Below are 22670 nucleotides of genomic sequence, written 5' to 3' on the forward strand. Positions count from 1 at the left end.
ATGACCATGCGGCGGACCATCCGAACGGCCCGGCAGGGCGCAGTCACCCTCCTGATGGTGGCGCTCGCCTCCTGCGTCGCGCCCGAGCAGAAGCCTGCGCCTGCGCCGCGCCCGGCCCCGCCTCCGCCGCCTGCGGCACTGCCCGCCGCGCCGCCGCAGCAGGACTGGCGCGACGTGCCGGTGACGCCGGGCGACTGGTCGTGGCGGGGGACGGCGGGGCAGAGCTCGATCGCGCAATATGGCACGCCCGGCCAGACCGCCGTCTTCGCGCTGCGCTGCGACCTTTCCACCCGCAACATCGTCTTCTCGCGCGGTGGCCTCGCGCCGACACCGAACGCGGCGATGAGCTTCACCACCTCCTACGGCAGCTTCGCCTATACCGGTGCGAACGGAGGTGGCCAGCCGCCCGCGATCGTCGCGCAGGCGAGCGCGCGCGACCCGCACATGGACCAGATCGCCTTCAGCCGCGGCCGCTTCCTGGTGGACGTGGCGGGTCAGCCGCGCCTCGTCCTGCCGGCCTGGCCCGAGGTCGCGCGGGTGATCCAGGATTGCCGGAGCTAGTTTGATCCGCTCACGCGGATGCCGCACCGGCCCGCTCCCCCACCCGGCCTCCCATCTAGGATACGCTGTTTGGGAGGCCGGGTGGGGGAGCGGGCCGGTGCGGGACCAGACAGAGGCACCATTGGCGGGCTGATGCGTTTGCTCTCCTGAAAGGAGAGCAACCATGGTTCGCAAGCTGGAAGACGGCGGCTTCATCGCCGATCGTGATCGCGAGGTGGCGCCAACCAACCGTATCCGTCCCGCCGATCCCAAGGGCGACGAGCGGCACGAGCTTAACAAGAAGGCGCTGTTCAGGAAGATGTGATCGCGCTGCCCCAGTTTTCCACAGGACTTATGTCCTGCAGGTGCGAACGGGGCTTGCATCGCGGATTCGTTTGAATCAGACTGCTTACACCATCAACATGGCGAAAGGAGGTGATCCGATGTCTCATGGTTCAGCAGAGAGGTCGGTTCTGTCCGTTCGGGAGATGCTCCGCTAAGCCTTCGGGCCTGTTAGCGGGGCTGGTCTCCCGGGCCGGACCCTCCGGCCGCTGACCATGCGAGACCACCGGGGCAAGCTCCGCCCCGGTGGTCTTTCTCTTTTTTGCGGTGCTCGAAGCGGTTACGCTATCGATCCTTCGGCGATTTGTTCGCCCACCACGCCAAACCAGCCGCCATCGACAATCCCATAATCCCAATCGACCATACAATCCGGTCGAGAAGTCTTTCCGAGCTTGCATGGCAATTGGGAGTTTCAGAGCCGCAGTCGCCTAAGGTCAGGGCCAAGACACAAAAACCGAAAATGATGAATGCGACCGCGCCGATCATGATGCATCCACATCCGGCGATGCGCCTGCGACCGGCGCGCCGCTCATGATCCTCGACGAAGCTCACCGTGTGACGCTCAATGGCCCCCCGCGTCCACAATCCCGCCCGCACCCGTCGCCTTGCCACTTGTCTTGTACACCGTCCCGCCCTTCATCACGAACTGCACGCGGGTCAGCTCGGTCACGTCCCTGAGCGGATCGCCCGTCACCGCGACGATGTCGGCGAAGCGGCCGGGCTGGACGGAGCCGATGTCCTTGCTGTCGCCGATCAGGTCGGCGGCGTTGCGGGTGGCGGCGAGGATCGCGTCCATCGGCGTCATGCCGGCCTGCACCATCAGCGCGAACTCGCCGGCATTCTCGCCGTGCGGCACCAGCCCCTGATCGGTGCCGAAGGCGATCTTCACGCCGGCGCGATAGGCGTTCCCGAGATTCTCGCGCAGGCGCGGCGCCACCGCCAGCGCCTTGGCTGCCGAGGATGGCGGCAGTTGCTCGGGATGGGCCTTCGCGATCTCGTACACCCGTTGCGCGATCAGTAGGGTGGGAACGAGGTAGGTGCCGTGCGCCTTGAACAGCGGATAGCTTTCCGGCCCGGCATAGCTGCCATGCTCAACGCTATCGACGCCGAGAGCGATGGCATGGTCGATCGCCTCGCGCCCGTGGATGTGGGCCGCCACCTTCAGTCCGAGCGCGTGCGCGGTGTCGACCACCGCCTTGATCTCGGCATCGCTCATCAGCTGGAGGTTGGGATCGTCGCCCACCGAGAGCACGCCGCCCGACGGCATGATCTTGATGAGGTCGACACCCTCGCGGCGATGCTGGCGGACGGCGCGGATGGCAGCGTCCGCGCCGTCGATGATCGCCTCGTTCCAGCCCGGATTCTCGAGCGCGGGGTCGAGGCCCGAATGGCTGTCGCTGTGGCCGCCGGTCGGCCCGAGCGGCGCGCCCGCCACCCACATGCGCGGGCCGGCGATGGTCCCGTCCGCGATCGCTTTCTTCATCGCGACGACCACGGCCGTGGTGGCGCCGACGTCGCGCACGCTGGTGAAGCCCGCCTCCAGCGTGGCGCGGGCATAAGCCGGCGTCTTGTAGATGCCGTCATAGTCCGTCTCGGTGACCATCTCGCGGATCGGATCGCCGCCGTCGAACTGGCCGGTGATGTGGACGTGGCAGTCGATCAGGCCGGGCAGCACCGTGGCGTTCGACAGGTCGATCACGCTCGCGCCCGCCGGCTGGGTGAAGCCCGGCGTCACCGAGACGATGCGGTCGTCGTGGACGAGGATGGTGACCTGCGATTTCGGCGCGCCGCCGGTGCCGTCGATCAGATGCCCCGCATGGATCGCGACGTCCGCCGCCTGCGCCGTCGTCGCCAGCGCACAGGCGAGCGCCAGGCCCGCCACCCCGTTCGATATCCGCATTGTCCATCCCCTGTTGATGCGGGGGAGACTAAGCAGAGGAGGCTTGGATCGGAACCGTTTTCTTCCGTTCGGGCTGAGCCTGTCGAAGCCTTGTCCTTCCTTCTTGCACGCTTGAAGAGGAGGGCAGCACTTCGACAAGCTCAGTGCGAACGATTTAGGTGCTTACTCCCGCTCCAGCAGCTCGTTGCGGATGCGGATCGCGCGGCTGGCGAGGCGGACCTCGTAGAGGAACGCGCCCAGCGCCGCGATCAGCAGCAGCATCGCGACGATGAACAGGCTCGCCACCGTCCGCCCGAAGCGGGTATCGAGCAGCCCTGCCACGAACAGCATCACCACCAGCAGGCACACCGCGATCGCGCTCGCCGTGGCCAGCGCGATCGCGGTGTTGATGATCCGCATCCGCCGGTCGAGCAGCCGCAACTCCGGCACCGAGAGCGAGCGGGGCAGGGTGGCGAACTGCTCCTCCAGCCAGCGCGCCCGGTCCACCACGCGGGCGAGCCGGGTCGCGAACAGGTTGATCAGCAGCCCCAGCGCAGAGAGCAGGAAGGCCGGCGCCACCGCCAGCGAGATGGCATGGCCGATCGTCTCGGGAGCGGTGGGCTGCAGGGCGTCAGTCCTTTTCGGGAAGGGGCACGTTGAACCCGTTCAACGTCATCGAGACGAGCGCGTAAAGCCCCACCAGATAGATCAGTTCGTTGGTGCCATGCTGGCCGAAGGTGGAGACCGCGAGCGCATAGACCGGCTGGGGCAGCACGCCGCCGTTCACCAGCGCGTAGGCAACGTCGTAGCCGATCCCCTCCTCGGCGGAGAGGCCAGCCGGGCGCGAGCCGGAGACGAGCGTCGCCAGCGTGGCGTCGTCCATCTCGTCCTTCTCGGCGACGGCGATGTGGGCGTAGATCTCGTAGGCCGCGTCGAAATGCGCGCCGGTCACCAGGATCGCGACCTGCCGCACCCGATCGGGCAGCGTCGCCTCCATGGTCATCGCCTTGGTGAGTTCCCAGATCGCGCCGCCGATGCGCGGTTCGTGGAGCCAAGGGTTCCACGGCCCCATCAGCGCCCCGGCCTCGGTGGTGCCCTCGGGCGCGATGGTGATGAAGGCGTTGAAGTCGGATCCGATGCCCTTCTTCATGTCGGCGTAGAGGGGCTTCTGCTCCTCGGTCAGGTCGGCGGGCGCGATGAGGGGGAGGCGCATGGGTACATCCTTCGCTTGAGGTTACTCCCGTCCTCTCCTTCGGACCTGCGCCCGCCATTCAGGCGGTACGCAATCTTTTCGACGGAATGCGCGGAAGAGCGCATTCCGAGGCGGCACCGGCCCGCTCCCCCACCCGGCCTCCCATCTAGGATACGCTGTTTGGGAGGCCGGGTGGGGGAGCGGGCCGGTGCGGTCTTCAACTCTCCAAAGTCGCTTCCAGCGTGATCTCGGCCTTGAGCAGCTTGGAGATCGGGCAGCCGGCCTTGGCCTCGGCCGCGATGCGATCGAACTCGCTCTGCGCGATGCCGGGGATGCGCGCGGTCAGCGTCAGCGCGGATTTGGTCACGGCGAAGCCGTCGCCATCCTTGTCGAGCGTCACCGCCGCCTTGGTGTCGAGCGTGCCGTCCTCGTGGCCCGCCTTCGCCAGCGCGAAGCTCAGCGCCATGGTGAAGCACGATGCGTGGGCGGCCGCCACCAGCTCTTCCGGATTGGTGCCCGCCTCGTTCTCGAAGCGGGTGTTGAAATCGTAGCGGGCGTCGGACAGCACGCCGGACTGCGTGGAGACGCGGCCCTTGCCGGCCTTGCCGAGGCCTTCGTAATGGGCGGAACCGGTGCGGATCATGGCTGTCTCCTGGTGTGTGGTCAGGCCCCAACGTGCGAGCGCCGGGAGGGTTCGATGCGCCCGTCCCGGCATCCGGTGCGTTGATCCTACAGCGACCCTAGCCACAGGAGAAGGCACCGCGATGACGGACGCCAAGCCCGCCCATCATGAGGGCGATCCCGACACCCACAAGGTCGAGCATGACGAGCACAGCGCCGGCAAGCCGCAGGCGAGCCCCAAGCTCAACGCCGTCGGCCTGCCCGAGCCGGAGACGGAGCAGCCGGTCGACCTGCCGCACCCCGATCGCCCCCATGGCGAGCGGCAGGACGGGCCGGGCGCCGGCCCGCGCCGGGCGGATCGCCACGATGCGGTGCCCGCCGGTTCCACGCATGCGACCCGCAAGGGCGCCGACCAGGGCAAGCCCGAGGAGCCCGACGCCGCGCATCGCGGCCAGCCGGCGCTGTTGCGCACCGGCGAGGCGAGCGGATCGGGCGCCAGCGCGGGCGGCACCCGCCACGGGGCGCCGGAGGAACCCGCCACCGACAGCGCCGGCGGGGCGGGGCGGGATCGAGCCTCCTGAAATCCTCCCCCGCCAAGGAGGAGGATCAGGGTGCTGGCGAATGCGCCTCGCGCAACCGCCATTGCTCCGTTTTCATTTGAAACGCTGCGTTGCAGCAATACATCCGGGCCATCAAGCCGACATCATGTCGGGCCCGGAGATCCATCATGCGTCACGCGCTTCTCGCCCTGATCGCCGCCGCCATCGCCACCCCCGCAGTCGCGGGTGACTTCGTGGCCGGCGGCGAGCATTACAGCTACACCGCCGCGCGCGACGCGCATGGCGACGTCGTGCTCAATGGCCAGGCTGGCCACGATCCCTTTGCGCTGCGCGTGCACGGCAACCACGTGTCGGGATCGATGGGCTATTCGGCCATCTCGTTCAAGGTGTCGGACGAGGCGCTCGCCCGCCTGAACGACGAGGTGCCCGGCGCCGCCCGGCAGGCCTCGGCCGCCCCGGCGACGCTCGCCGCCAACTGACCTGCCCCGCCCGGCCCGCCGAGGGTCGGGACGGAGCCTGTACCCGCGTAGCAGAGCCCCGTGACGGTCCGCCGTCGCGGGGCTTTTTCGCAGGTGCGGCATCGGATCAGCGCAGCTCGCGGGTGCGGACGCGGCCGAGCAGGAAGCGCTCCAGCACCGCGAGCTGCGCGCGGTTGTGCGCCTCGGCCGGAGTCGGCGGGCCATGGCGCGCCGCATTCGCCGCATCGCGCCGCGCGGCCCAGGCGGCATGCTCGGGATGGCCGTCGGTCGCCGCCTCGGTGCGGGTCTGGAAGCAGGGGCGTTCGGGCGTGGGGATGAAGGGAGGCATGGTCGGCCTTTCGGGCGAAGTTGACGAAGTTGACAGCGGCGGGGCCGCTCGGAAGACATATCTAGTCGACTAACACACCCGTCCGCGCGACTTGCCCGGCCTGCGCCGACCGTCGCCGGGGCGGTGCGCGGACGCGCCGTCGGCCTCCGCCTGCAAAGCCGCGAGCGCCTCGTCGAGCCGGGGCCGGTGGGCGTAGCTGTGCGCGCCGGCCCAGTGGCGCAGATCCGATTGCGGGGCGAAGCCGAACGGATCGCGCACGCGCAGCAGCGTCATCAGCAGATTGTCGTTGAAGCGCCGCCGGGTGCCGACCTGCTCGCCCTTCCAGAAGACCGGCTCCTCCACCCCCTCGATCGCGCGATCATAGGCGATGTCGCCCAGCAGGTTGATCGCGCAGGTCATCGCGACATCCCAGGCCTCCCGGAAGGCGTCGGCGTCGGCGCGGTTGCGCTGCGCGTAGAGCGCCTGCCGCGACAACCCGCACGCCTTCGCCGCGCGGGAGACGCTGGCGGTGGCGGCGAGAGTCTCGAAGAAGATGCGCTGGCGCTCGGGGGTGAGGCCGTCGTGGCGCGGCGCGGGGGAGGGGGTATCGGCGGAGTGGGCGACGGCAGGCGGCCGCTCCGCGTCCGTCACGCCCTCCGCCTGGGCGTCGTCGGCCGGGGTGGCCGCCGGAGCGCCCGGTGCCGGATCCCGGAGCGGCGCCCCCGGGCCGGGCCGCAGGCCTGCGGGCGGCTCCAGCCCCTCCTCGTCGATCTCCTGCGGAGAGTGGACAGCCGGGATGAAGCCCTGCGCGTCGCGCGGCAGCGCCTCGATCGGCCCGTGCGCGGGATGGGGGAGCTGCGTACCTCCCATCTCCGTCTCGCCGAGTTCGCCGAGCCGCGCGAGGGCTTCGGCGGGGACCAGCGGACGAGGCTCGGGCTGCACGAGACGGACGGGACGGCGACGGGGCATGAGTCGGCTCCTTTGTACAACGGAGCTAACCCATATGGCACTATTTTGGCGTGTAGGAAAAGGGTATTTGATCTGTTATGCCGCCCTCGGCGGTCTTGCCTCGATAGCCGCCTCAGCCGGAGCGAAACGAAAGATGGGCTGCTGTCCGCGGGGTTGGCGGTCATCCTGACACCCGAGAACCGCCATTGACCCCTTGTTCCGATTCTCTCTTTGTTCCAGGATAGGCCGTGGTTACGACTCATCTCATCCCGGCCGATGTTGCCGAGCTATACGAAGTGCATGAATGGCGTAACGCGACGGGAATTTTGTCGACCGCACATCCTGCTGAGTGGGACGAGATCATCGCAGCACTTCGCGAATTTCGTTTTCTACGGAGCGAGGTGTTGAAGGGCGGCGGTCGCAAAAGCGTGATCGCTTCGCGTTTTGATGGTTTTCTCACTGAGCGGGGCTGGGAGGAGCGAAAGTTCGCGACGAGTATCCGCGTTGATCGAGAAGAGCGGGATTCGCCGACCCACAAGGTCGATTGTTTCAAGGGGCGCGTCGGCCTTGAGATTGAGTGGAACAACAAGGATCCATTCTTCGATCGCGACCTCAACAATTTTCGCCTGCTATTCGATTTGCGTGTGATCGATGTCGGGGTGATCTTGACGCGATCCAGTCACCTTCAGACGATCTTCAAATCGTTGGGTAAGAAGGTTGCGGACAAATACGGCGCTTCGACGACGCACATGGACAAGCTTTTGCCACGCTTAGAGGGCGGGGGTGGTGGTGGCTGTCCGATCCTCGCTTTCGGGATCACGCGAAATCTCTATGTCGAAGATGAGGCGCCGATCGAGATGGCTATAGACGAGGGGGCAGACGATGACGCCGAGTGACGATTTTGCGCAGGCGACGCGCGGGCGGAAGTTTTCGACCATCCTCGCCGATCCGCCGTGGCGGTTCACCAACCGCACCGGCAAGATGGCGCCGGAGCATCGCCGCCTGTCGCGCTATGGCACGATGAGCCTCGATGAGATTTGCGCGTTGCCGGTGGAGGGCGTCGCGGCCGATCCGGCGCACCTCTATCTATGGGTGCCGAACGCGCTGCTGCCCGATGGCCTGCAGGTGATGAAGGCATGGGGGTTCGAATACAAATCGAACCTCGTCTGGCACAAGATACGCAAGGACGGCGGATCGGACGGGCGCGGCGTCGGCTTTTACTTCCGCAACGTGACCGAGCTATGCCTGTTCGGCGTGCGTGGCAAGAATGCACGCACGCTGGCACCTGGGCGCCGGCAGGTGAACCTACTCGGCACCCGCAAGCGTGAGCACAGCCGCAAGCCTGACGAGTTCTATGACATCATCGAAGCCTGCTCGCCTAAGTCGCGGCTAGAGATGTTTGCGCGCGGTACGCGCAAGGGCTGGGATACGTGGGGCAACCAGGCCGAGGAATATGAAATCGGCTGGGATACCTACGCCCATAACTCACGTCGGGATGGCGAGGTGGTTTGGGTTGAAGCGGCCGAGTAAGGTTGTAGTTGATAATACTTAGGTCCTGCCCCATGTTGGAAGTGGGAGGGGCGTATGATCGACTTTTCGATGGAAGTCTTGGCTGGGTTGACCGGAACGGGGATTATCGGGTCTACGAATTACCTCGGGAGAGGCCTGCTTTGGCCGCTGTTCAAAACCCGAGTTCAGGACAATCCCAATTATTCAGGTCGTTGGATTGCTAGCCTCCCTGGGGCGAGTGGAGAGTCATTTCGGCTCTATCTTGCAATAAACCACTACGCTCCATACGTTCGGGGTGGGATGGAAATCGAAAAAACTAAAGACGGAAAAATTACCAGCACATCGAAGCTAAAGATCACGGGTTACATATGTGATAATCACATTTCTATTGCTTGTAGAACCAAGATCAAAGACCGAAGATCTATTAGTACTTTGTTCTTAAGGATATGCGATCAAAGTGTTTCTCTTAATGGACAGTATTCTTTTAAGGCGTTGGATACGGGGGCTCTGGTTACCCGTGAGGTGAAGTTTGACCGAACGAAAGAGAGAACGGGATAAGCGACAAGTGCCATAATAATTGGAAGATCACTCCGCCGCCGCCTTCACCCGCTTAGCCGCCACCTTCCGCTTCCCCGCCGCCTTTACCGGCGCCGCGCTCACCACGCTCGCCCCCTCCAGCAGCGGCTTCAGATAACGCCCCGTATAGCTGCGCTCCACCTGCACCACCTCTTCCGGCGTGCCGGTGGCGACGATCTCGCCGCCCTTGTCGCCGCCTTCGGGGCCGAGGTCGATGATCCAGTCGGCGGTCTTGATGACCTCCAGATTGTGCTCGATCACCACCACCGTATTGCCCTGCTCGACCAGCGCGTGCAGCACCTCGAGCAGCTTGCGGACGTCCTCGAAATGCAGGCCGGTGGTCGGCTCGTCGAGGATGTAGAGCGTGTTGCCGGTGGCGCGCCGCGATAGCTCCTTGGCGAGCTTCACGCGCTGCGCCTCGCCGCCCGACAGCGTCGTCGCCTGCTGGCCGACCTTGACGTAGCCCAGCCCCACCTCGACCAGCATCGCCATCTTGTCGCGGATGCCGGGCACCGCCTTGAAGAATTCGACCGCATCCTCGCAGGTCATGTCCAGCACGTCGGCGATCGACTTGCCCTTGAACGTCACCTCCAGCGTCTCGCGGTTGTAGCGCTTGCCGTGGCACACGTCGCAGGTGACGTAGACGTCGGGCAGGAAGTGCATCTCGATCTTGATCAGGCCGTCGCCGCTGCACGCCTCGCAGCGGCCGCCCTTGACATTGAAGCTGAAGCGGCCGGGCTTGTAGCCGCGCGCCTGGCTTTCCGGCAGGCCGGCGAACCAGTCGCGGATCTGGGTGAAGGCGCCGGTGTAGGTCGCCGGGTTGGAGCGCGGGGTGCGGCCGATCGGCGACTGGTCGATGTCGATCACCTTGTCGAGATGCTGGAGGCCCTCGATCTTCTCGTGATGCCCGGCCTGGATGCGCGCGCCGTTGAGCGTGCGGCTGGCCGAGGCGAACAGGGTGTCGATCGTGAAGGTCGACTTGCCCGATCCCGAGACGCCGGTGATGCAGGTGAAGGTGCCGAGCGGGATCGAGGCGCTGACGTCCTTCAGGTTGTTGGCGCGCGCGCCCTTCACGGTGAGCTGCTTGCCCGATCCCTTGCGGCGCTGCGCGGGGAGGGGGACGGCGCGGCGGCCGGAGAGATAGTCGCCGGTCAGGCTCGTCTCGCAGGCGAGGATGTCGGCGAGGTCACCCTCGCACACCACCTGCCCGCCATGCACGCCCGCGCCCGGCCCCATGTCGACGACATGGTCGGCGGTGCGGATCGCATCCTCGTCATGCTCGACGACGATCACGGTGTTGCCGAGATCGCGCAGGCGCCGCAGCGTGACGAGCAGCCGGTCGTTGTCGCGCTGGTGGAGGCCGATCGACGGTTCGTCCAGCACGTAGAGCACGCCGGAGAGGCCGGACCCGATCTGGCTGGCGAGGCGGATGCGCTGGCTCTCGCCGCCCGATAGCGTGCCCGATGTGCGATCGAGGTTGAGATAGTCGAGGCCGACATTGTCGAGAAAGCCCAGCCGCTCGACGATCTCCTTGAGGATGCGCTCGGCGATCTGGTTCTGCTGCTCGTTGAGGTGCTGCGGCATCTCGCGGAAGAACTTCAGCGCGGGGCCGACGGCGCGGCGGGTGGACATGCTGATGTCCTCCCCGGCGATCTTCACCGCGCGCGCCTCGGGCTTCAGGCGGGCGCCCTCGCACACCTCGCAGGGGCGGGCCGACTGGTACTTGGCCAGCTCCTCGCGCATCCAGGCGCTCTCGGTCTGCAGCATGCGGCGCTCGAGATTGCCGATCACGCCCTCGAAGGCCTTCTTGACCTCGTAGCTCTTGCGCCCGTCCATGAAGCGCAAGGTGACGGCGCGGCCGCGCGTGCCGTGGAGGATGGTGTCGCGATCCTCCTCGGAGAGCTGGTTCCACGGCGTCGTCAGCTCGAAATCATATTCGCGCGCGAGGCTGGAGAGCACCTGCATGTAATAGGGGCTGGGCGGGTTGGACTTCGCCCACGGCACCACGGCGCCCTGCTTGATCGAGAGATTTTCGTTGGGGACGACCAGCTCCGGGTTGAAATAGAGCTTCTCGCCGAGCCCGTCGCAGGCCGGGCAGGCGCCCTGCGGCGCGTTGAACGAGAAGAGGCGCGGCTCGATCTCGGCGATGGTGAAGCCCGAGACGGGGCAGGCGAACTTTTCGGAGAAGGTGATGCGATCCGAGATGCCGTCCGGCAACTGAAGCGCCATAATTCCCCCCGTTCGCACTGAGCCTGTCGAAGTGCGTGCTTCAGGCGCATCGCCCGCGTCACGTCCTTCGACAGGCTCAGGACGAACGGTGTCCGGGGTTCCGAGCACGTCGACATAGGCCAGCCCCTCGGCCAGCTTGAGCGCGGTCTCGAAGCTCTGCGCGAGGCGCGTCTCGATCTCGGGGCGCACCACCAGGCGGTCCACCACGATGTCGATGTCGTGCTTGTATTTCTTGTCGAGGGCGGGGGCCTCCTCGATCTCGTAGATCGTGCCGTCGATGCGGACGCGCTGGAAGCCCTCCTTCTGCCACAGCGCCAGCTCCTTGCGATACTCGCCCTTGCGGCCGCGCACGACCGGGGCGAGCAGCAGGAAGCGCGTGCCCTCGGGCAGCGCCATGACGCGATCGACCATCTGGCTGACCGTCTGCGCGCTGATCGGCAGGCCGGTGGCGGGCGAATAGGGAATGCCGACGCGCGCCCACAGCAGGCGCATGTAATCGTAGATCTCGGTGACGGTGGCGACCGTCGAGCGCGGGTTGCGGCTGGTCGTCTTCTGCTCGATCGAGATGGCGGGCGAGAGGCCCTCGATATGATCGACGTCGGGCTTCTGCATCAGCTCGAGGAACTGGCGCGCATAGGCCGACAGCGATTCCACGTAGCGCCGCTGCCCCTCGGCATAGATGGTGTCGAAGGCGAGGCTAGACTTGCCCGATCCGGAGAGCCCGGTGATCACGATCAGCTTGTCGCGCGGGAGATCGACGTCGACCCCCTTCAGATTATGCTCGCGGGCGCCACGGACGGAGATATGGGTCAGCATCAGAGTGTTCTACATCCGTTCCGGAGGAGTCGCCAGCCCCGAAATGGGATCGGCATCGGCGGGGCCCAGGCCGAAAGGGATATGGGCAGGCATTCCGGAGAGTCCAAGAGGGCGCGTGTGATCGATCGTGTCAGCCGGTCCGCGCGTCGAAATCGGCGCGGTGGCCCTCGATCCGTTCGAGATGGGCGCCCGCCCATAAGCCGAGCGCGTGCACCGGCTCGGACAGCGAGCGGCCGAGATCGGTCAGCGCATATTCCACCTGCGGCGGCAGCGTCGGATAGACGGTGCGGTTCACCATGCCGTCGCGCTCCAGCGCGCGCAGCGTGCGCGTCAGCATCTGCTGGCTGATGCCGCCGATCGTGCGCTTGATGTCGTTGAAGCGGCGCGGACCCTCGCGCAGCACCATCACGATCATAACCGTCCACTTGTCGCCGACGAGCGAGAGCACGGAGCTCAGCTTGCGGCACTGGTCGCTGATCTGGTGCGGCGGGGGCGGGGCAGGCATATCCATGTGACCTGGTCCTAAAAATATGCGTTCTTGGCGCGTCCGATGCCGTCACATAACTGGCCCTGGTCAATTTTCCAGACCGGAGACCCTCTGTGAAGCTTCTGCATCTCGATTCCAGCATCCTCGGCGACAATTCGGCGAGCCGCACCATCTCCGCCGCGATCGTCGAGCGGCTGACAACGGCCGATCCGGCGATTGAGGTCGAATATCGCGATCTCGTCGCCGATCCGGTGGACCATCTGACGATCGGCAGCTTCATGGCGCTGGCCGAGGGCGAGGAGCTGAAGCAGTTCCTCGCCGCCGACATCGTCGTGATCGGTGCCGGCTTCTACAATTTCACCATCCCGAGCCAGCTCAAGGCATGGGTCGATCGCATCACCGTGAAGGGCCACACCTTCAGCTATGGCGAGAGCGGGCCGGTCGGCCTCGCGACCGGCAAGCGGGTGATCGTCGCGCTCGCTCGCGGCGGCATCTACAGCGCCGACAGCCCGCGCGCCGGCTTCGAGCATGCCGAGACGCTGCTGCGGAATGTGTTCGGTCTGACTGGCTGCGACGTCGAGTTCGTCGTCGCCGAGGGTATCGCGATGGGCGACGAGGCCCGCCGCGTGGCGATCGAGGGTGCCGTGGCGCAGGCGAAGCGGATTGCGCCGGCGGCGGTCGGCGTGGCGGCCTGATCGCTTTCGTTGCTGGAGGGCGTTCAGGCCGGGTGTGGGCGCCTGTTCCTTTTTTCTCGGCTCTGGATCAGCTTCCCACCTCTGTCGTTGCCGTAATGGAGAGATCTCCGCTTAGGGCAGAATCCCATTTTCCCTAGCCTCCCGCCATTCACGGCGGGGGTGTCGGGTGGGCAACAGGCTATATTACGGCGATAATCTGGATATTCTTCGCGAGCATGTCCGCGACGAGAGCGTCGATCTCGTCTATCTGGACCCGCCGTTCAATTCCAACACCGGTTACAATCTCTTGTTCGCCTCGGCGGCATCCAGCCGCGTGGAGGCCAGCATCGAGGCGTTCGATGATACCTGGACGTGGGGCGAAGCCTCCCGGAACGCATTGTTGGACATAGACGGCGGCACCAACCGGCAGCTGCAGGTGATGATGCGCGCGATGCACGACGCGCTCGGCGACAGCCCGCTGATGGCCTATCTGGCGATGATGGCGGTGCGGCTGGTCGAGCTGCATCGCGTGCTGAAGGAGACGGGATCGCTCTATCTCCACTGCGATCCGACCGCGAGCCATTATCTCAAGCTGGTGCTGGATGCGGTTTTCGGGGCCGATCGCTTCGTGAACGAGATTACGTGGAAGCGGTCCTATGCGCATAGCGACTCGAAACAGGGCGCAAGGCACTTCGGTCGGCAGACCGATATCATCTTCTTCTATTCGAAAACTGCCGATCGCACCTGGAATCCTTTGTTTACTTCCTACGATCAGAAATATCTGGATCGAGACTATCGTCGTATCGATCCCGATGGCCGACGGTTCAGGCTCGATAATATCCAGGGGCCGGGCGGGGCAGATAAAGGCAATCCCTTTTACGAGGTAATGGGAGTCTCGCGCCATTGGCGCTACTCAAAGTTGCGTATGCAGGAACTGATCGATGCGGGACGCATCATTCAGACAAGGCCGGGTTCGGTGCCTCAATATAAGCGTTATCTGGACGAGATGCCGGGAGTTCCGGTGCAGAATTTGTGGGATGATATCCCCGTCCTCAACAACCGCGACAAGGAACGCCTCGGCTACCCCACCCAGAAGCCGCGCGCGCTCCTCGAGCGCATCATCGCCGCCTCGTCCAATCCCGGCGACGTGGTGCTCGATCCCTTCTGCGGGTGCGGGACGGCGGTCGATGCCGCGCAGAAGCTCGGGCGGCGGTGGATCGGGATAGACGTCACCCACATCGCGATCGGGATGATCGAGAACCGGATGCGGGAGGGGTATCCCGGCATCCAGTTCGAAACCATCGGCGTGCCGCGCGATCTCGCCTCGGCCGAGCGGCTCGCCGCCGACGATCCGCACCAGTTCCAGCAATGGGTGAGCTGGCAGGTCGGTGGCTATCCGCGCGACAAGAAGGGCGGGGACAGGGGCATCGACGGCTGGTTCAACTATCTCTCGGGTGGCGGGAAGGTCGAGAGCGGCGTGATTTCCGTCAAGGCGGGCGACATCGTCAATCCGAACATGGTGCGCGATCTCGGGCGCGTGATGGAGCGCGACAAGTTCCGCTTCGGGTTGTTCGTCATGAAGTCGCTGCCGACCCGGGGGATGCGCGAGGAGGCCGCGTCGCATCCGACGATCGAGACCGAGTTCGGCCGCTTCCCGGCGCTCCAGATCGTCACCTTGGCCGAGCTGATGCACGGCCAGCGACCCAGGCTGCCGCCGCTGATCAGCCCTGTGAAGAGAGCGGCGCGGGTGGAGACGCGGACATCGCACCAGCCGGGATCGCAGGGGAACCTGCTCTAGCGCCCGCCAGCGCATCGAACAGCGCCAGATAGAGCTCCGCCTTGCCCTCCGCCGTGAAGCGCGCGGCGCCCTCCGCCAGCAATGCGGGATCAGGCGGGGCGTCGAGCGTCGCGATCATCGCGCGAGCCATCGCCGCCGGATCGCGGACCGGCACCAGCGGGCCGAGGCGGCCGTCCTGCAGCGTCTCGCGGGCACCGCCGGGGCAATCGGTCGCGACCACCGGGCAGCCGGCGGCGAGCGCCTCGATCGGCACCGCCTGCATCCCCTCCCAGAGCGACGAGGAGACCAGCAGATCGGCGTGCAGCAGCCGATCGGCGACATCGCGCACCTCGCCGGGCATCTCCACGTCGCGCGCGATGCCGAGCCGTGTGGCAAGCGCCCGCAGGCGCCGGCGCTCCGGACCTTCGCCGAGCAGGTGCAGGCGTGCCGGGCGATCGGCCCGCACCAGCGCGAAGGCACGCAGCAGGGTGGTGAAGTCCTTCTGCGCCGTCAGCCGGCCGACGCCGAGGACCAGCGGCATGTTCGCGCACGGGCCGCGCGGCGCGGCGCGGATGCGGTCGACCACCGGGTTGGGGATCGTCTCGATCCGTGCCGGGCGGCGGCCGAGCAGGCGGCGCAGCGCGTCGGCACCATCGTCCGACAGCGCGACGATCGCGTCGGCCTGCGCGTAGAGGCGCGCCGTGCGGCGCAGCTTGAACGGCTCGGCGAGGCGCTTCGGCAGGTTCCAGCGCGGCAGCTTGCGATACGGATGGCGGCTGGCGCGCAACACCAGCGGGACCGAGGTGTCGCGCGCCGCAGCCACGGCGGCGCGGTGCGTGTCGGTGACGCAGGACATCAGCACCGCCGGCCGCGCCTGCTCGCAATAAGCGGCGAGACCGCCCGCCTCGATCGGCGCCACCCGCACCGCCGGGGACAGTATGGCGCGCATCGGTCCATCGGCCTCGTAGCTCACCAACTCGACCGTGCGGCCCAGCTCGGCGAAGCGGTTGGCAAGGCTCGCGACGCGGCGCTGCGCCCCGCCGCCGCTCAGGATGTTGACGAGAAGCGCGATCGGCCGATCCGAGGCCGGAATCTCGTCGCCGCGCCACATCACCGTAACATCCTGCCTGCAATCCCGTGACGATCGGAAGGCACGAATGGCACGCTTTGATGACAGTGCGGCGAAGGGGGCGGGCGGCGAGGCCGCGACCGCCGGGCTGCGCCGCGTCGGCGTCAACGCCGGCTGGCTGCTCGGCGCGCGCGGCTTCCAGGCGGTGCTGTCGATCGCCTATCTCGCCATGGCGACGCGCACGCTCGGCCTCGCGGATTTCGGCCGCTTCACTTTGATCGTCGCGATCGGACAGGGGATTTCGGCGGTGGTCGGCTTCCAGACCTGGCAATTCGTGGTGCGCTACGGCACCCGCGCGCAGGTGGAGGGGGATGCGCCGGGCGTCGACCGGATCATCGCATTCGCCGCCTTGCTCGATCTGGCGGCAGCGCTGGTGGGGAGCCTGCTGGCGCTGTTCGCGATCTGGCTGCTCGGGCCGGCGCTCAAGGTGCCGCGCGATCTCTACGGCGCGGCGTTCGGCTTCTGCTTCGCCATCCTGATCGCGGTGCGGTCGACCCCGATCGGGGTGCTCAGGCTCGACCAGCGCTTCCGCGATGCGGCGCTGGCGGATTCGGTGTCGCCCGCCGTGCGCGCGGCGGGAGCGGCGCTGGCGGCGGTGCTGTTGCCGTCGGTGACAGGCTTCCTGCTGGCATGGGCGGTGGCCGAGCTGGCGACGGCGGCGGCTTACTGGTGGGCGGCGCTGCGCAAGCGGGGGCTGGCGCTCGCCCCGGCGGGCCTGAGACGGCTGGCGCGCGAGGAGCCGTCGCTGTGGCGCTTCGTGTTCCTCACCAACCTCTCCTCGACGCTGACGCTGACCGCCAAGCAATTCACCCTGATCGTGGTCGGCGCGTTCGGCGGGCCGGCGGCGGCGGGCATGTTCCGGGTCGCGGCGCAGCTCGCGCAGGCGATGGTGAAGGCGACCCAGACCTTCTCGCGCGCCGCTTATGCCGAGCTGGTGCTGGCGATCACGACCGGATCGGATCGTGCCCTGCTGGCGCGGCTGACCCTGATCGCGGGCGCGGTGGCGGTGGCGATGGTGGGGGTGGCGGCCTTGTTCGGCGAACCGCTGCTGCGGCTGATCGCGACGCGGCAATTCTCCGGCGCCTACTGGCCGATCGTGATCCTGGTGGGTGCGGCGGGGCTCGACCTGCTGGGCTTCGCCTTCGAGCCGGCGATGACCGCGCGGGGGCAGGCGGGCGCCGCCTTCCGCCTGCGCGTGGTGGCGACGGGGGTGCAGGCCGGGCTGCTCTTCCTGCTGCTGCCGCCCTTCGGGACGATCGGGGGCGCCTGGGCGACCTTCTGCGGCAGCCTTGTAGCGGTGCTGCTGACCGGCTGGGGCGTGCTCAGGCCCGCGCCGCCCGAGCCCGCGCGCCGGCCGCAGCCTTTGTGAGCATCGCATGATAGGCGCGCATCATCACCGGGGCGTCATAGGCCTGCGCGCGGTCTCCGGGCATTACGGGATCGTCGATCTGGCGGAGCAGGGCAGCGGCGAAGGCTTGCGGGTTCTCCGCGTCGGCGATCAGCCCGTAACGGCCGTCGTCCAGCACGTCGGCGGCGTCGCCGGCGGTGCGGCTGGCGACGATCGGCGTGCCCGCCGCCATCGCCTCAAGCAAGGCGATCGACGAGCCCTCCCAGCGCGAGGCGAGCGCGAAGACGCGCGCGGCGCGCAGCCACGGATAGACATTGTCGGTGGTGCCGGCGAACAGGACATGCCCCGCGATGCCGCGCGCCTCGGCACGGGCGATCAGGGCGGCGCGATAGTCGTCGGTGCCGGCGCCGAGCACCACCAGCCGCACGGCGTGCGTCTTCCGCACCACCGCGACCGCATCGATCAGCGCCTCGAAATTCTTCTGCGGCTGGAGGCGGCCGATCGAGAGGATCACCGGCTCCGGCCCGGCCATCGCTGCCGGCACCGTCCCGTCCGCCTGCGGAACGGTGACGAGATCGATCCCATTGGGGATCAGAACTGCCTTGCCGCTCGCGATGTGCGGCGCAAACACGCCGCTGCGCGCGAGGTTGGCGCCGACCACGATCGCGCCGCCCGATCCGCGCACCAGCAGCCCGCTCCAGAAACGGCGCCAGCGATTACGCCACGGCTGGCCTTCGCGCTCCATCGCGTTGCTGAACACGTACACGACGGGCACACCGAGCCCGCGCGTCGCCGCCCACAGGCTGAAATGGCCGAAATTGCCGCCGGAGAGGATCACGCCGGGGCGCAGCTCGCGCAGCGTCCGGCGCAGGGGCGGGACGGCGCCCAGACGGGGAACCTTGCCCTTCGGCCGCTCCGCCGCCGCCACGAAGCCGGCCGGCGCCACGTCCGCCGCGCCGAAGATGCCCGAGGCGTAGCCCGCCACCAGCATCGCCTCGTCGGTCTCCTCGAACGCCCGCGCCATCGCGATCATCGTGCGCACGACGCCGCTGGCGCGCATGTCCTGGACGTAGATGGCTATTCTCATGATCGCCTGTCGGAGGATGCGCGATGCTGTCCCTGACCGAGCTTTGGTATCGCGCGAAGAAACTCTATTCGATCTATCCCGGCATCGTCACGCCGGTCTCGGGTCGGTTCCTCGCCGATCATTATGACAGGCGCAAGCGCGGCCGGAGCCTGCCGCGCGCCGCGCTCGATGCGGCGGTGGGGGCGGCTTTCCTCGCCTGGGTGCCGCATCGGGCGCGCGCCGTGCAGCGCAGGTTCGGGCTGGATGATGCGTGGCAGGCGAAGGCGATCGCGATCGCCCGCGCGCGCTTTGCCGATCCCAACGATCTCGCGCTGTTCCGGATCGAGGATGCCTCGCAGCTCGATGCCTACATCCGCCGCTTCGAGGATGCCGGCCTCAACAAGCTGATCAACCCGAAGGGCTGGACGCCCGGCTGCGTGCTGGCCGACAAGATCCGCTTCTATGAGCGCTGCGCCGCGCATGGGTTGCGCCATCCGGCCGTCGTCGCGACGATCGAGCGCGGCCGGCTGCGGTTGCTCTCCCCGATTCCCCACGCCCCATTGCTGCTCAAGCCGGCGCGCGGCGAGGGCGGGCGCGGCGTCCGCTTCCTCGATCCTCCGCCCGAGGGTGCCGAGGGGTGGCTGCAGGAGGAATGCCGCGGCCTGCGCGGCGCCTGGCTGGTCCAGCACCGCATCGTGCCGCATCCGGCGCTGCGCGATATCGCGCTCGGTGCGCTGCCCACCGCGCGGATCACCACCATCGTCAACGAGCGCGACGCGCCCGAGGTGGCGAATGCGGTGCTGCGCATCCCCTCCGATCCCGCCGCGCAGGTCGACAACATGAAGGCGGGCGGGCTGCTCTGCCCGATCGATCTCGAGGACGGCACGCTCGGCCTCGCCTGCAAGGGCTATGGCGGCGGCGATTACCCGACGCATCCCGTCACCGGCGCAACCATCCCCGGCCGCGCGCTGCCCGATTGGGATGCCGCCAGGGCGCTCGCCATCGATGCGCACGCCCGCGCCTTCCCGGATTACGCGCTGATCGGCTGGGACGTCGGCTTCGCGCCCGACGGGCCGATCCTGATCGAGGGCAACGGCAAGCCCGGCGTGCTGATGCCGCAGCGCGCGGGGCGTCGGGGGCTGGGCGGCCAACGCTACGGCGAGTTAATCCGCGCGCAACTCGCCCGCAAGACTGACACGCAGCCGCCACAAAAGCTTCGCCGAATTTAATTAGACGTAGCCGCATGCAGGAACCCTCAGCACGCGGCGAAATAAATCTTGCAACGGCGATCGAGCCGCTGGCGGTGCCCGAGGCGGTGAAGGAGCGGATGCGGCTCCTCTACGTCGCCAAGCATGCCCGCTCCGGCGGCCGCGCCGACGCCGAGGACGGAACCCACGCGGTCTACCATGCCGAGATCCGCGAAGTGCTGGAGGATATCGGCTTCAACCTCCAGATCGCCGACGATTACCGTGTGCTGTTCGAGCGGCCCGACGTCGACTTCGTCTTCCCGCTGCTGAACCGGGCCGGCTTCCTCAATTCCGAGATGATGCTGCCCTTGCTCTGCAACCGGCTGGGCATCCCCTATCTCGGCGGATCGCCGATCATTCGCGGCACGTCGGACGACAAGCACCTCACCAAGCTGCTGGCGCGATCGCGCGGCATCCCGACCGCCGACTGGGCGGTCTATCGGCGCGGCAACGCCGCCGATCCGGCCCGCTGCCCCAAGGCCGAGCGCTACGTGATCAAGCCCAACGCCTCCTCGGCGAGCTGGGGCGTCCGCTCCGCCGACGACTGGGCCGGCGTGCGCGAGGCGGTCGAGGCGATCCATGCCGAGGGGCACGACGCGATCGTCGAGCCCTTCATCACCGGCCACGACATCGAGGTGTCGATCATCACGATGCACGGCCGTCCGCTGATCCTGCCGACGATGCTCGTCGAGCAGCACGATCCGATCGAGCTGCGCAGCTATACCGAGAAGCGCGATCTCGACGGCGGCGTGAAGACCTACGCGATCAAGCCCTTCCACGATGCCGCGAGGATTCGCGAGATCGAGGCCGCCGCGCTCAACCTGATGGAGGAATTCGCGCCCTTCGATTACGGTCGCTTCGAATGCCGGCTGGATGTCGCGACCGGGCGCTTCCAGTTCCTCGAGGTCAATCTCAACTGCAACCTGTGGTCGCGCAAGACGATCAGCATGGCGGCGCGGCTGGCCGGCTGGACGCACGAGCAATTGATCGAGACGATCCTGTGCGAGAGCCTGGCGCGGCACGGCCTGATCGATCGCTTCGCCCGGCGCGCGCCGAGCTATCGCCCCGCGCAGCACCAGCCGGTCGCGGCCGCACTCTGATGGCGGCGACCGCGATCGTCATGGCGGGGCGGCGCGAGGGCAGCGTCGATCCGCTCGCGGCGGCCGCCGGGCTGGAGGACAAGTGCGTGCTGCCGGTCGCGGGCAGGCCGATGATCGGCCACGTGCTGGCGACGCTGCGCGATACGCCGGAGATCGGGCGGATCGTCGTGTCGGTGAACGATCCCGCGGTGCTGGATACAGTGCCGGAAGCCCGCGCGCTGATTGCCGAAGGGCGGCTGGTCGTCTCCCCATCGCGCACCAACCTCGTCGACAGCCTGATGGCGGCGGTGGACGAGTCGGCTTTCCCGATCTTCATCACCACCGCCGACAACGTGCTGCTGACCCCAGAGGCGGTGAGCGAGTTCCTCGCCGGATCGGCCGGCGCCGACGTCGCGGTGGCGTTCGCGCGGCGGCAGTCGGTGCTGGATGTGCATCCCGACGGGCAGCGTCGCTTCTACCGCTTCTCGGACGACGGCTATTCCAACTGCAACAGCTACTGGATCGGCAGCACGAAGGCGCTCAAGACGGCCGAGGTGTTCCGCAGCGGCGGCCAGTTCGCCAAGCATCCGCTGCGCATCGTGCAGGCGTTCGGGATCGTGAACCTGATCCGCTTCCGCTACGGCATCGGCACGCTGGACGAGGCGTTCCGCCGCTTCTCGCGCCGTTTCAGGCTCACCATCCGTCCGGTGATCCTGAGCGACGGCGCCGTCGCGATCGACGTCGACAATGCCCGCACGCTCGGCGTCGCGGAGACGATCCTCGCCGCTCGGGCGGCCTCAGAGCAGGTCCGCGCGGATCTCGCGGACGCCGCGGCCTAGCCGCGCGCGCAGCAGTGTGCGCAAGGTCGCGCCGTCCTCGTAGCCGACCTCGGCGGCGATCGCGTCGAGGCTGAGATCGCCGGCGCGCACGAGGGATTGCGCGCGCTCCACCCGCAGATCCTGGAAGTATCCGAGCGGGGACCGGCCCAGCACCGCCTGGCACTTGCGCTGGAGCGAGCGCGGGCTGGTCGCCAGCGCGCCTGCCGCCTCCTGCAGCGAGAAGCCCCGCTGGAGGTGACCGCGCGCCCAGCGCTCGAACCGTGCGATCAGCGGATCGGCCTGCGCCAGATGGTTGGGGATGATGTAGGCGGCCTGCGAGGAGCGGATGTCGGCGAGCAGATAGCGCGAGACGAGCATCGCCAGCTCCGGGCTCGCCTGCCGGATCAGCCACAGAGCGAGATCGAGATGCCCCATCGCCGATCCGGCGGTAACGCCGATGTCGGACGGTACCAGCATGCGCGTCTCGTCGAGCATCACCTTCGGGTAACGCTGGCGGAACAGGGGCGCGAGCGACCAGGTGGAGGTCACCTCGCGCCCGTCGAGCAGGCCCGCTTCGGCGAGCACGAAGGTGCCGATGCAGGCCGCGGCGACGCGCGCGCCTCCGGCTTGCCACTCGCGCAACTGCATCACTGCATCGCGCACGTCGGGCCGGGCGAGGGCGGGGAGCAGGGTGTCGGGCGTCACCGTCTTGAGCGCGGGTACGATCACCCAGTCGGGCTTCAGCTCCGGCGTGACGGGCCGGACGGGGATCGACAGGCCCTGACCCGAACGGACCGTCCGCCGCATGCCCACCACCGTCACCTCGAAGAGGGTCGCGCCGCCGAGCAGAGCGGCCGACAGCGAATTGGCGGTGGAGAAGGCTTCCAGCGTCGCGGCGAAGCCGGTGTCGAACAATCCCCCGAGCGCGAGTACGACGATCTGCATTTGGCGTGAATGACCTTGAAGTTGTCATTTACGCCGATATCCGATCAGGTCGGGCATGGCTAGACCGATCGCGCCGGCCACCCCGCCGGCACCCCCACAAGG

The 22670-nt window shown here is 67.5% G+C and carries 24 protein-coding genes; 12 read left to right on the forward strand and 12 right to left on the reverse strand.

Annotation, left to right across the window (positions count from 1 at the left end):
* Window positions 1-561, forward strand: coding sequence for a hypothetical protein (locus tag HZF05_RS08390; protein WP_246331819.1), 561 nt, complete (start codon window positions 1-3; stop codon window positions 559-561).
* Between the two features lie 163 nt (window positions 562-724).
* Window positions 725-865, forward strand: coding sequence for a hypothetical protein (locus HZF05_RS08395; protein ID WP_160365638.1), 141 nt, complete (start codon window positions 725-727; stop codon window positions 863-865).
* Window positions 866-1167: 302 nt separating this feature from the next.
* On the opposite strand, the gene HZF05_RS08400 is transcribed toward HZF05_RS08395, so the two are convergent.
* From HZF05_RS08400 to HZF05_RS08420, 5 genes are all read right to left on the reverse strand, one after another.
* Window positions 1168-1434, reverse strand: a complete 267-nt coding sequence (locus tag HZF05_RS08400) for a hypothetical protein (protein WP_160365639.1) — start codon at window positions 1432-1434, stop codon at window positions 1168-1170.
* A 10-nt stretch (window positions 1435-1444) separates the two neighbouring features.
* Window positions 1445-2782 carry a metal-dependent hydrolase family protein gene (locus HZF05_RS08405; protein ID WP_160365640.1) on the reverse strand — a complete coding sequence of 446 codons (1338 nt, stop codon included), beginning with the start codon at window positions 2780-2782 and terminating at the stop codon, window positions 1445-1447.
* A gap of 162 nt (window positions 2783-2944) precedes the next feature.
* On the reverse strand, window positions 2945-3340 hold the full coding sequence (locus HZF05_RS08410; protein ID WP_343046856.1) for a DUF2721 domain-containing protein: 396 nt from the start codon (window positions 3338-3340) through the stop codon (window positions 2945-2947).
* A 52-nt stretch (window positions 3341-3392) separates the two neighbouring features.
* Window positions 3393-3974, reverse strand: a complete 582-nt coding sequence (locus tag HZF05_RS08415) for a carboxymuconolactone decarboxylase family protein (RefSeq protein ID WP_160365641.1) — start codon at window positions 3972-3974, stop codon at window positions 3393-3395.
* A 196-nt stretch (window positions 3975-4170) separates the two neighbouring features.
* The gene (locus HZF05_RS08420) at window positions 4171-4596 is read right to left on the reverse strand and encodes an OsmC family protein (protein WP_160365642.1); all 426 of its coding nucleotides are present in this window, start codon (window positions 4594-4596) and stop codon (window positions 4171-4173) included.
* 121 nt (window positions 4597-4717) lie between these two features.
* Between HZF05_RS08420 and HZF05_RS08425 the strand changes: the two genes are divergently transcribed.
* The gene (locus HZF05_RS08425) at window positions 4718-5155 is read left to right on the forward strand and encodes a hypothetical protein (protein WP_160365643.1); all 438 of its coding nucleotides are present in this window, start codon (window positions 4718-4720) and stop codon (window positions 5153-5155) included.
* A gap of 146 nt (window positions 5156-5301) precedes the next feature.
* Entirely contained in the window at window positions 5302-5613 is a 312-nt protein-coding gene (locus HZF05_RS08430) for a hypothetical protein (protein WP_160365644.1), read from the forward strand.
* Between the two features lie 106 nt (window positions 5614-5719).
* Here the strand turns inward: HZF05_RS08430 and HZF05_RS08435 are convergent, their stop codons facing one another.
* Window positions 5720-5941, reverse strand: a complete 222-nt coding sequence (locus tag HZF05_RS08435; protein ID WP_160365645.1) for a hypothetical protein — start codon at window positions 5939-5941, stop codon at window positions 5720-5722.
* Between the two features lie 69 nt (window positions 5942-6010).
* Window positions 6011-6889, reverse strand: coding sequence for a hypothetical protein (locus HZF05_RS08440; RefSeq protein ID WP_160365646.1), 879 nt, complete (start codon window positions 6887-6889; stop codon window positions 6011-6013).
* A gap of 227 nt (window positions 6890-7116) precedes the next feature.
* Between HZF05_RS08440 and HZF05_RS08445 the strand changes: the two genes are divergently transcribed.
* Together HZF05_RS08445 and HZF05_RS08450 are read left to right on the forward strand one after the other, a co-directional pair.
* Complete coding sequence (locus HZF05_RS08445; protein WP_160365647.1) at window positions 7117-7764, forward strand: BglII/BstYI family type II restriction endonuclease; 648 nt, start codon at window positions 7117-7119, stop codon at window positions 7762-7764.
* Window positions 7751-8398: an MT-A70 family methyltransferase gene (locus HZF05_RS08450; RefSeq protein WP_160365648.1), complete on the forward strand. Its 648-nt coding sequence runs from the start codon at window positions 7751-7753 to the stop codon at window positions 8396-8398. Before HZF05_RS08445 ends, HZF05_RS08450 begins: the two co-directional genes overlap by 14 nt.
* A 564-nt stretch (window positions 8399-8962) precedes the next feature.
* On the opposite strand, the gene uvrA is transcribed toward HZF05_RS08450, so the two are convergent.
* Entirely contained in the window at window positions 8963-11998 is a 3036-nt protein-coding gene (uvrA, locus tag HZF05_RS08455) for an excinuclease ABC subunit UvrA (RefSeq protein ID WP_246331821.1), read from the reverse strand.
* Window positions 11999-12128: 130 nt separating this feature from the next.
* The gene (locus HZF05_RS08460) at window positions 12129-12509 is read right to left on the reverse strand and encodes a winged helix-turn-helix transcriptional regulator (RefSeq protein ID WP_160365649.1); all 381 of its coding nucleotides are present in this window, start codon (window positions 12507-12509) and stop codon (window positions 12129-12131) included.
* Window positions 12510-12598: 89 nt separating this feature from the next.
* On the opposite strand from HZF05_RS08460, the gene HZF05_RS08465 reads away from it, so the two are divergent.
* Window positions 12599-13180, forward strand: a complete 582-nt coding sequence (locus HZF05_RS08465) for an NAD(P)H-dependent oxidoreductase (RefSeq protein ID WP_160365650.1) — start codon at window positions 12599-12601, stop codon at window positions 13178-13180.
* Window positions 13181-13346: 166 nt separating this feature from the next.
* Entirely contained in the window at window positions 13347-14957 is a 1611-nt protein-coding gene (locus tag HZF05_RS08470; RefSeq protein WP_160365651.1) for a DNA methyltransferase, read from the forward strand.
* Here the strand turns inward: HZF05_RS08470 and HZF05_RS08475 are convergent.
* Window positions 14881-16047 carry a glycosyltransferase gene (locus HZF05_RS08475; RefSeq protein WP_246331895.1) on the reverse strand — a complete coding sequence of 389 codons (1167 nt, stop codon included), beginning with the start codon at window positions 16045-16047 and terminating at the stop codon, window positions 14881-14883. The two genes, HZF05_RS08470 and HZF05_RS08475, sit on opposite strands and share 77 nt — an antisense overlap.
* A 46-nt stretch (window positions 16048-16093) precedes the next feature.
* Here HZF05_RS08475 and HZF05_RS08480 point away from each other — a divergent pair, with 46 nt between their 5' ends.
* A complete protein-coding gene (locus HZF05_RS08480) occupies window positions 16094-17434 on the forward strand; it encodes a lipopolysaccharide biosynthesis protein (RefSeq protein ID WP_160365653.1) in 1341 nt (446 codons plus the stop codon).
* Here HZF05_RS08480 and HZF05_RS08485 read toward each other — a convergent pair.
* Window positions 17388-18500, reverse strand: a complete 1113-nt coding sequence (locus HZF05_RS08485; protein ID WP_160365654.1) for a glycosyltransferase — start codon at window positions 18498-18500, stop codon at window positions 17388-17390. The two genes, HZF05_RS08480 and HZF05_RS08485, sit on opposite strands and share 47 nt — an antisense overlap.
* A gap of 23 nt (window positions 18501-18523) precedes the next feature.
* Between HZF05_RS08485 and HZF05_RS08490 the strand changes: the two genes are divergently transcribed.
* The 3 genes from HZF05_RS08490 to HZF05_RS08500 are packed head-to-tail and all read left to right on the forward strand — an operon-like array spanning window position 18524 to window position 21644.
* Window positions 18524-19708, forward strand: coding sequence for a sugar-transfer associated ATP-grasp domain-containing protein (locus tag HZF05_RS08490; protein WP_160365655.1), 1185 nt, complete (start codon window positions 18524-18526; stop codon window positions 19706-19708).
* Between the two features lie 14 nt (window positions 19709-19722).
* Window positions 19723-20826 (forward strand): D-alanine--D-alanine ligase family protein, encoded by a 1104-nt coding sequence (locus HZF05_RS08495; protein ID WP_160365656.1) that lies wholly within the window; start codon window positions 19723-19725, stop codon window positions 20824-20826.
* Complete coding sequence (locus tag HZF05_RS08500) at window positions 20826-21644, forward strand: nucleotidyltransferase family protein (protein WP_160365657.1); 819 nt, start codon at window positions 20826-20828, stop codon at window positions 21642-21644. The genes HZF05_RS08495 and HZF05_RS08500 overlap by 1 nt, the downstream gene beginning before the upstream one ends.
* Here HZF05_RS08500 and HZF05_RS08505 read toward each other — a convergent pair.
* Window positions 21603-22568, reverse strand: coding sequence for a GlxA family transcriptional regulator (locus tag HZF05_RS08505; RefSeq protein WP_160365658.1), 966 nt, complete (start codon window positions 22566-22568; stop codon window positions 21603-21605). The two genes, HZF05_RS08500 and HZF05_RS08505, sit on opposite strands and share 42 nt — an antisense overlap.
* Between the last annotated feature and the right edge of the window lie 102 nt (window positions 22569-22670).

The sequence above is a fragment of the Sphingomonas chungangi genome (assembly GCF_013778325.1).
GTDB classification, from domain to species: domain Bacteria; phylum Pseudomonadota; class Alphaproteobacteria; order Sphingomonadales; family Sphingomonadaceae; genus Solisphingomonas; species Solisphingomonas chungangi.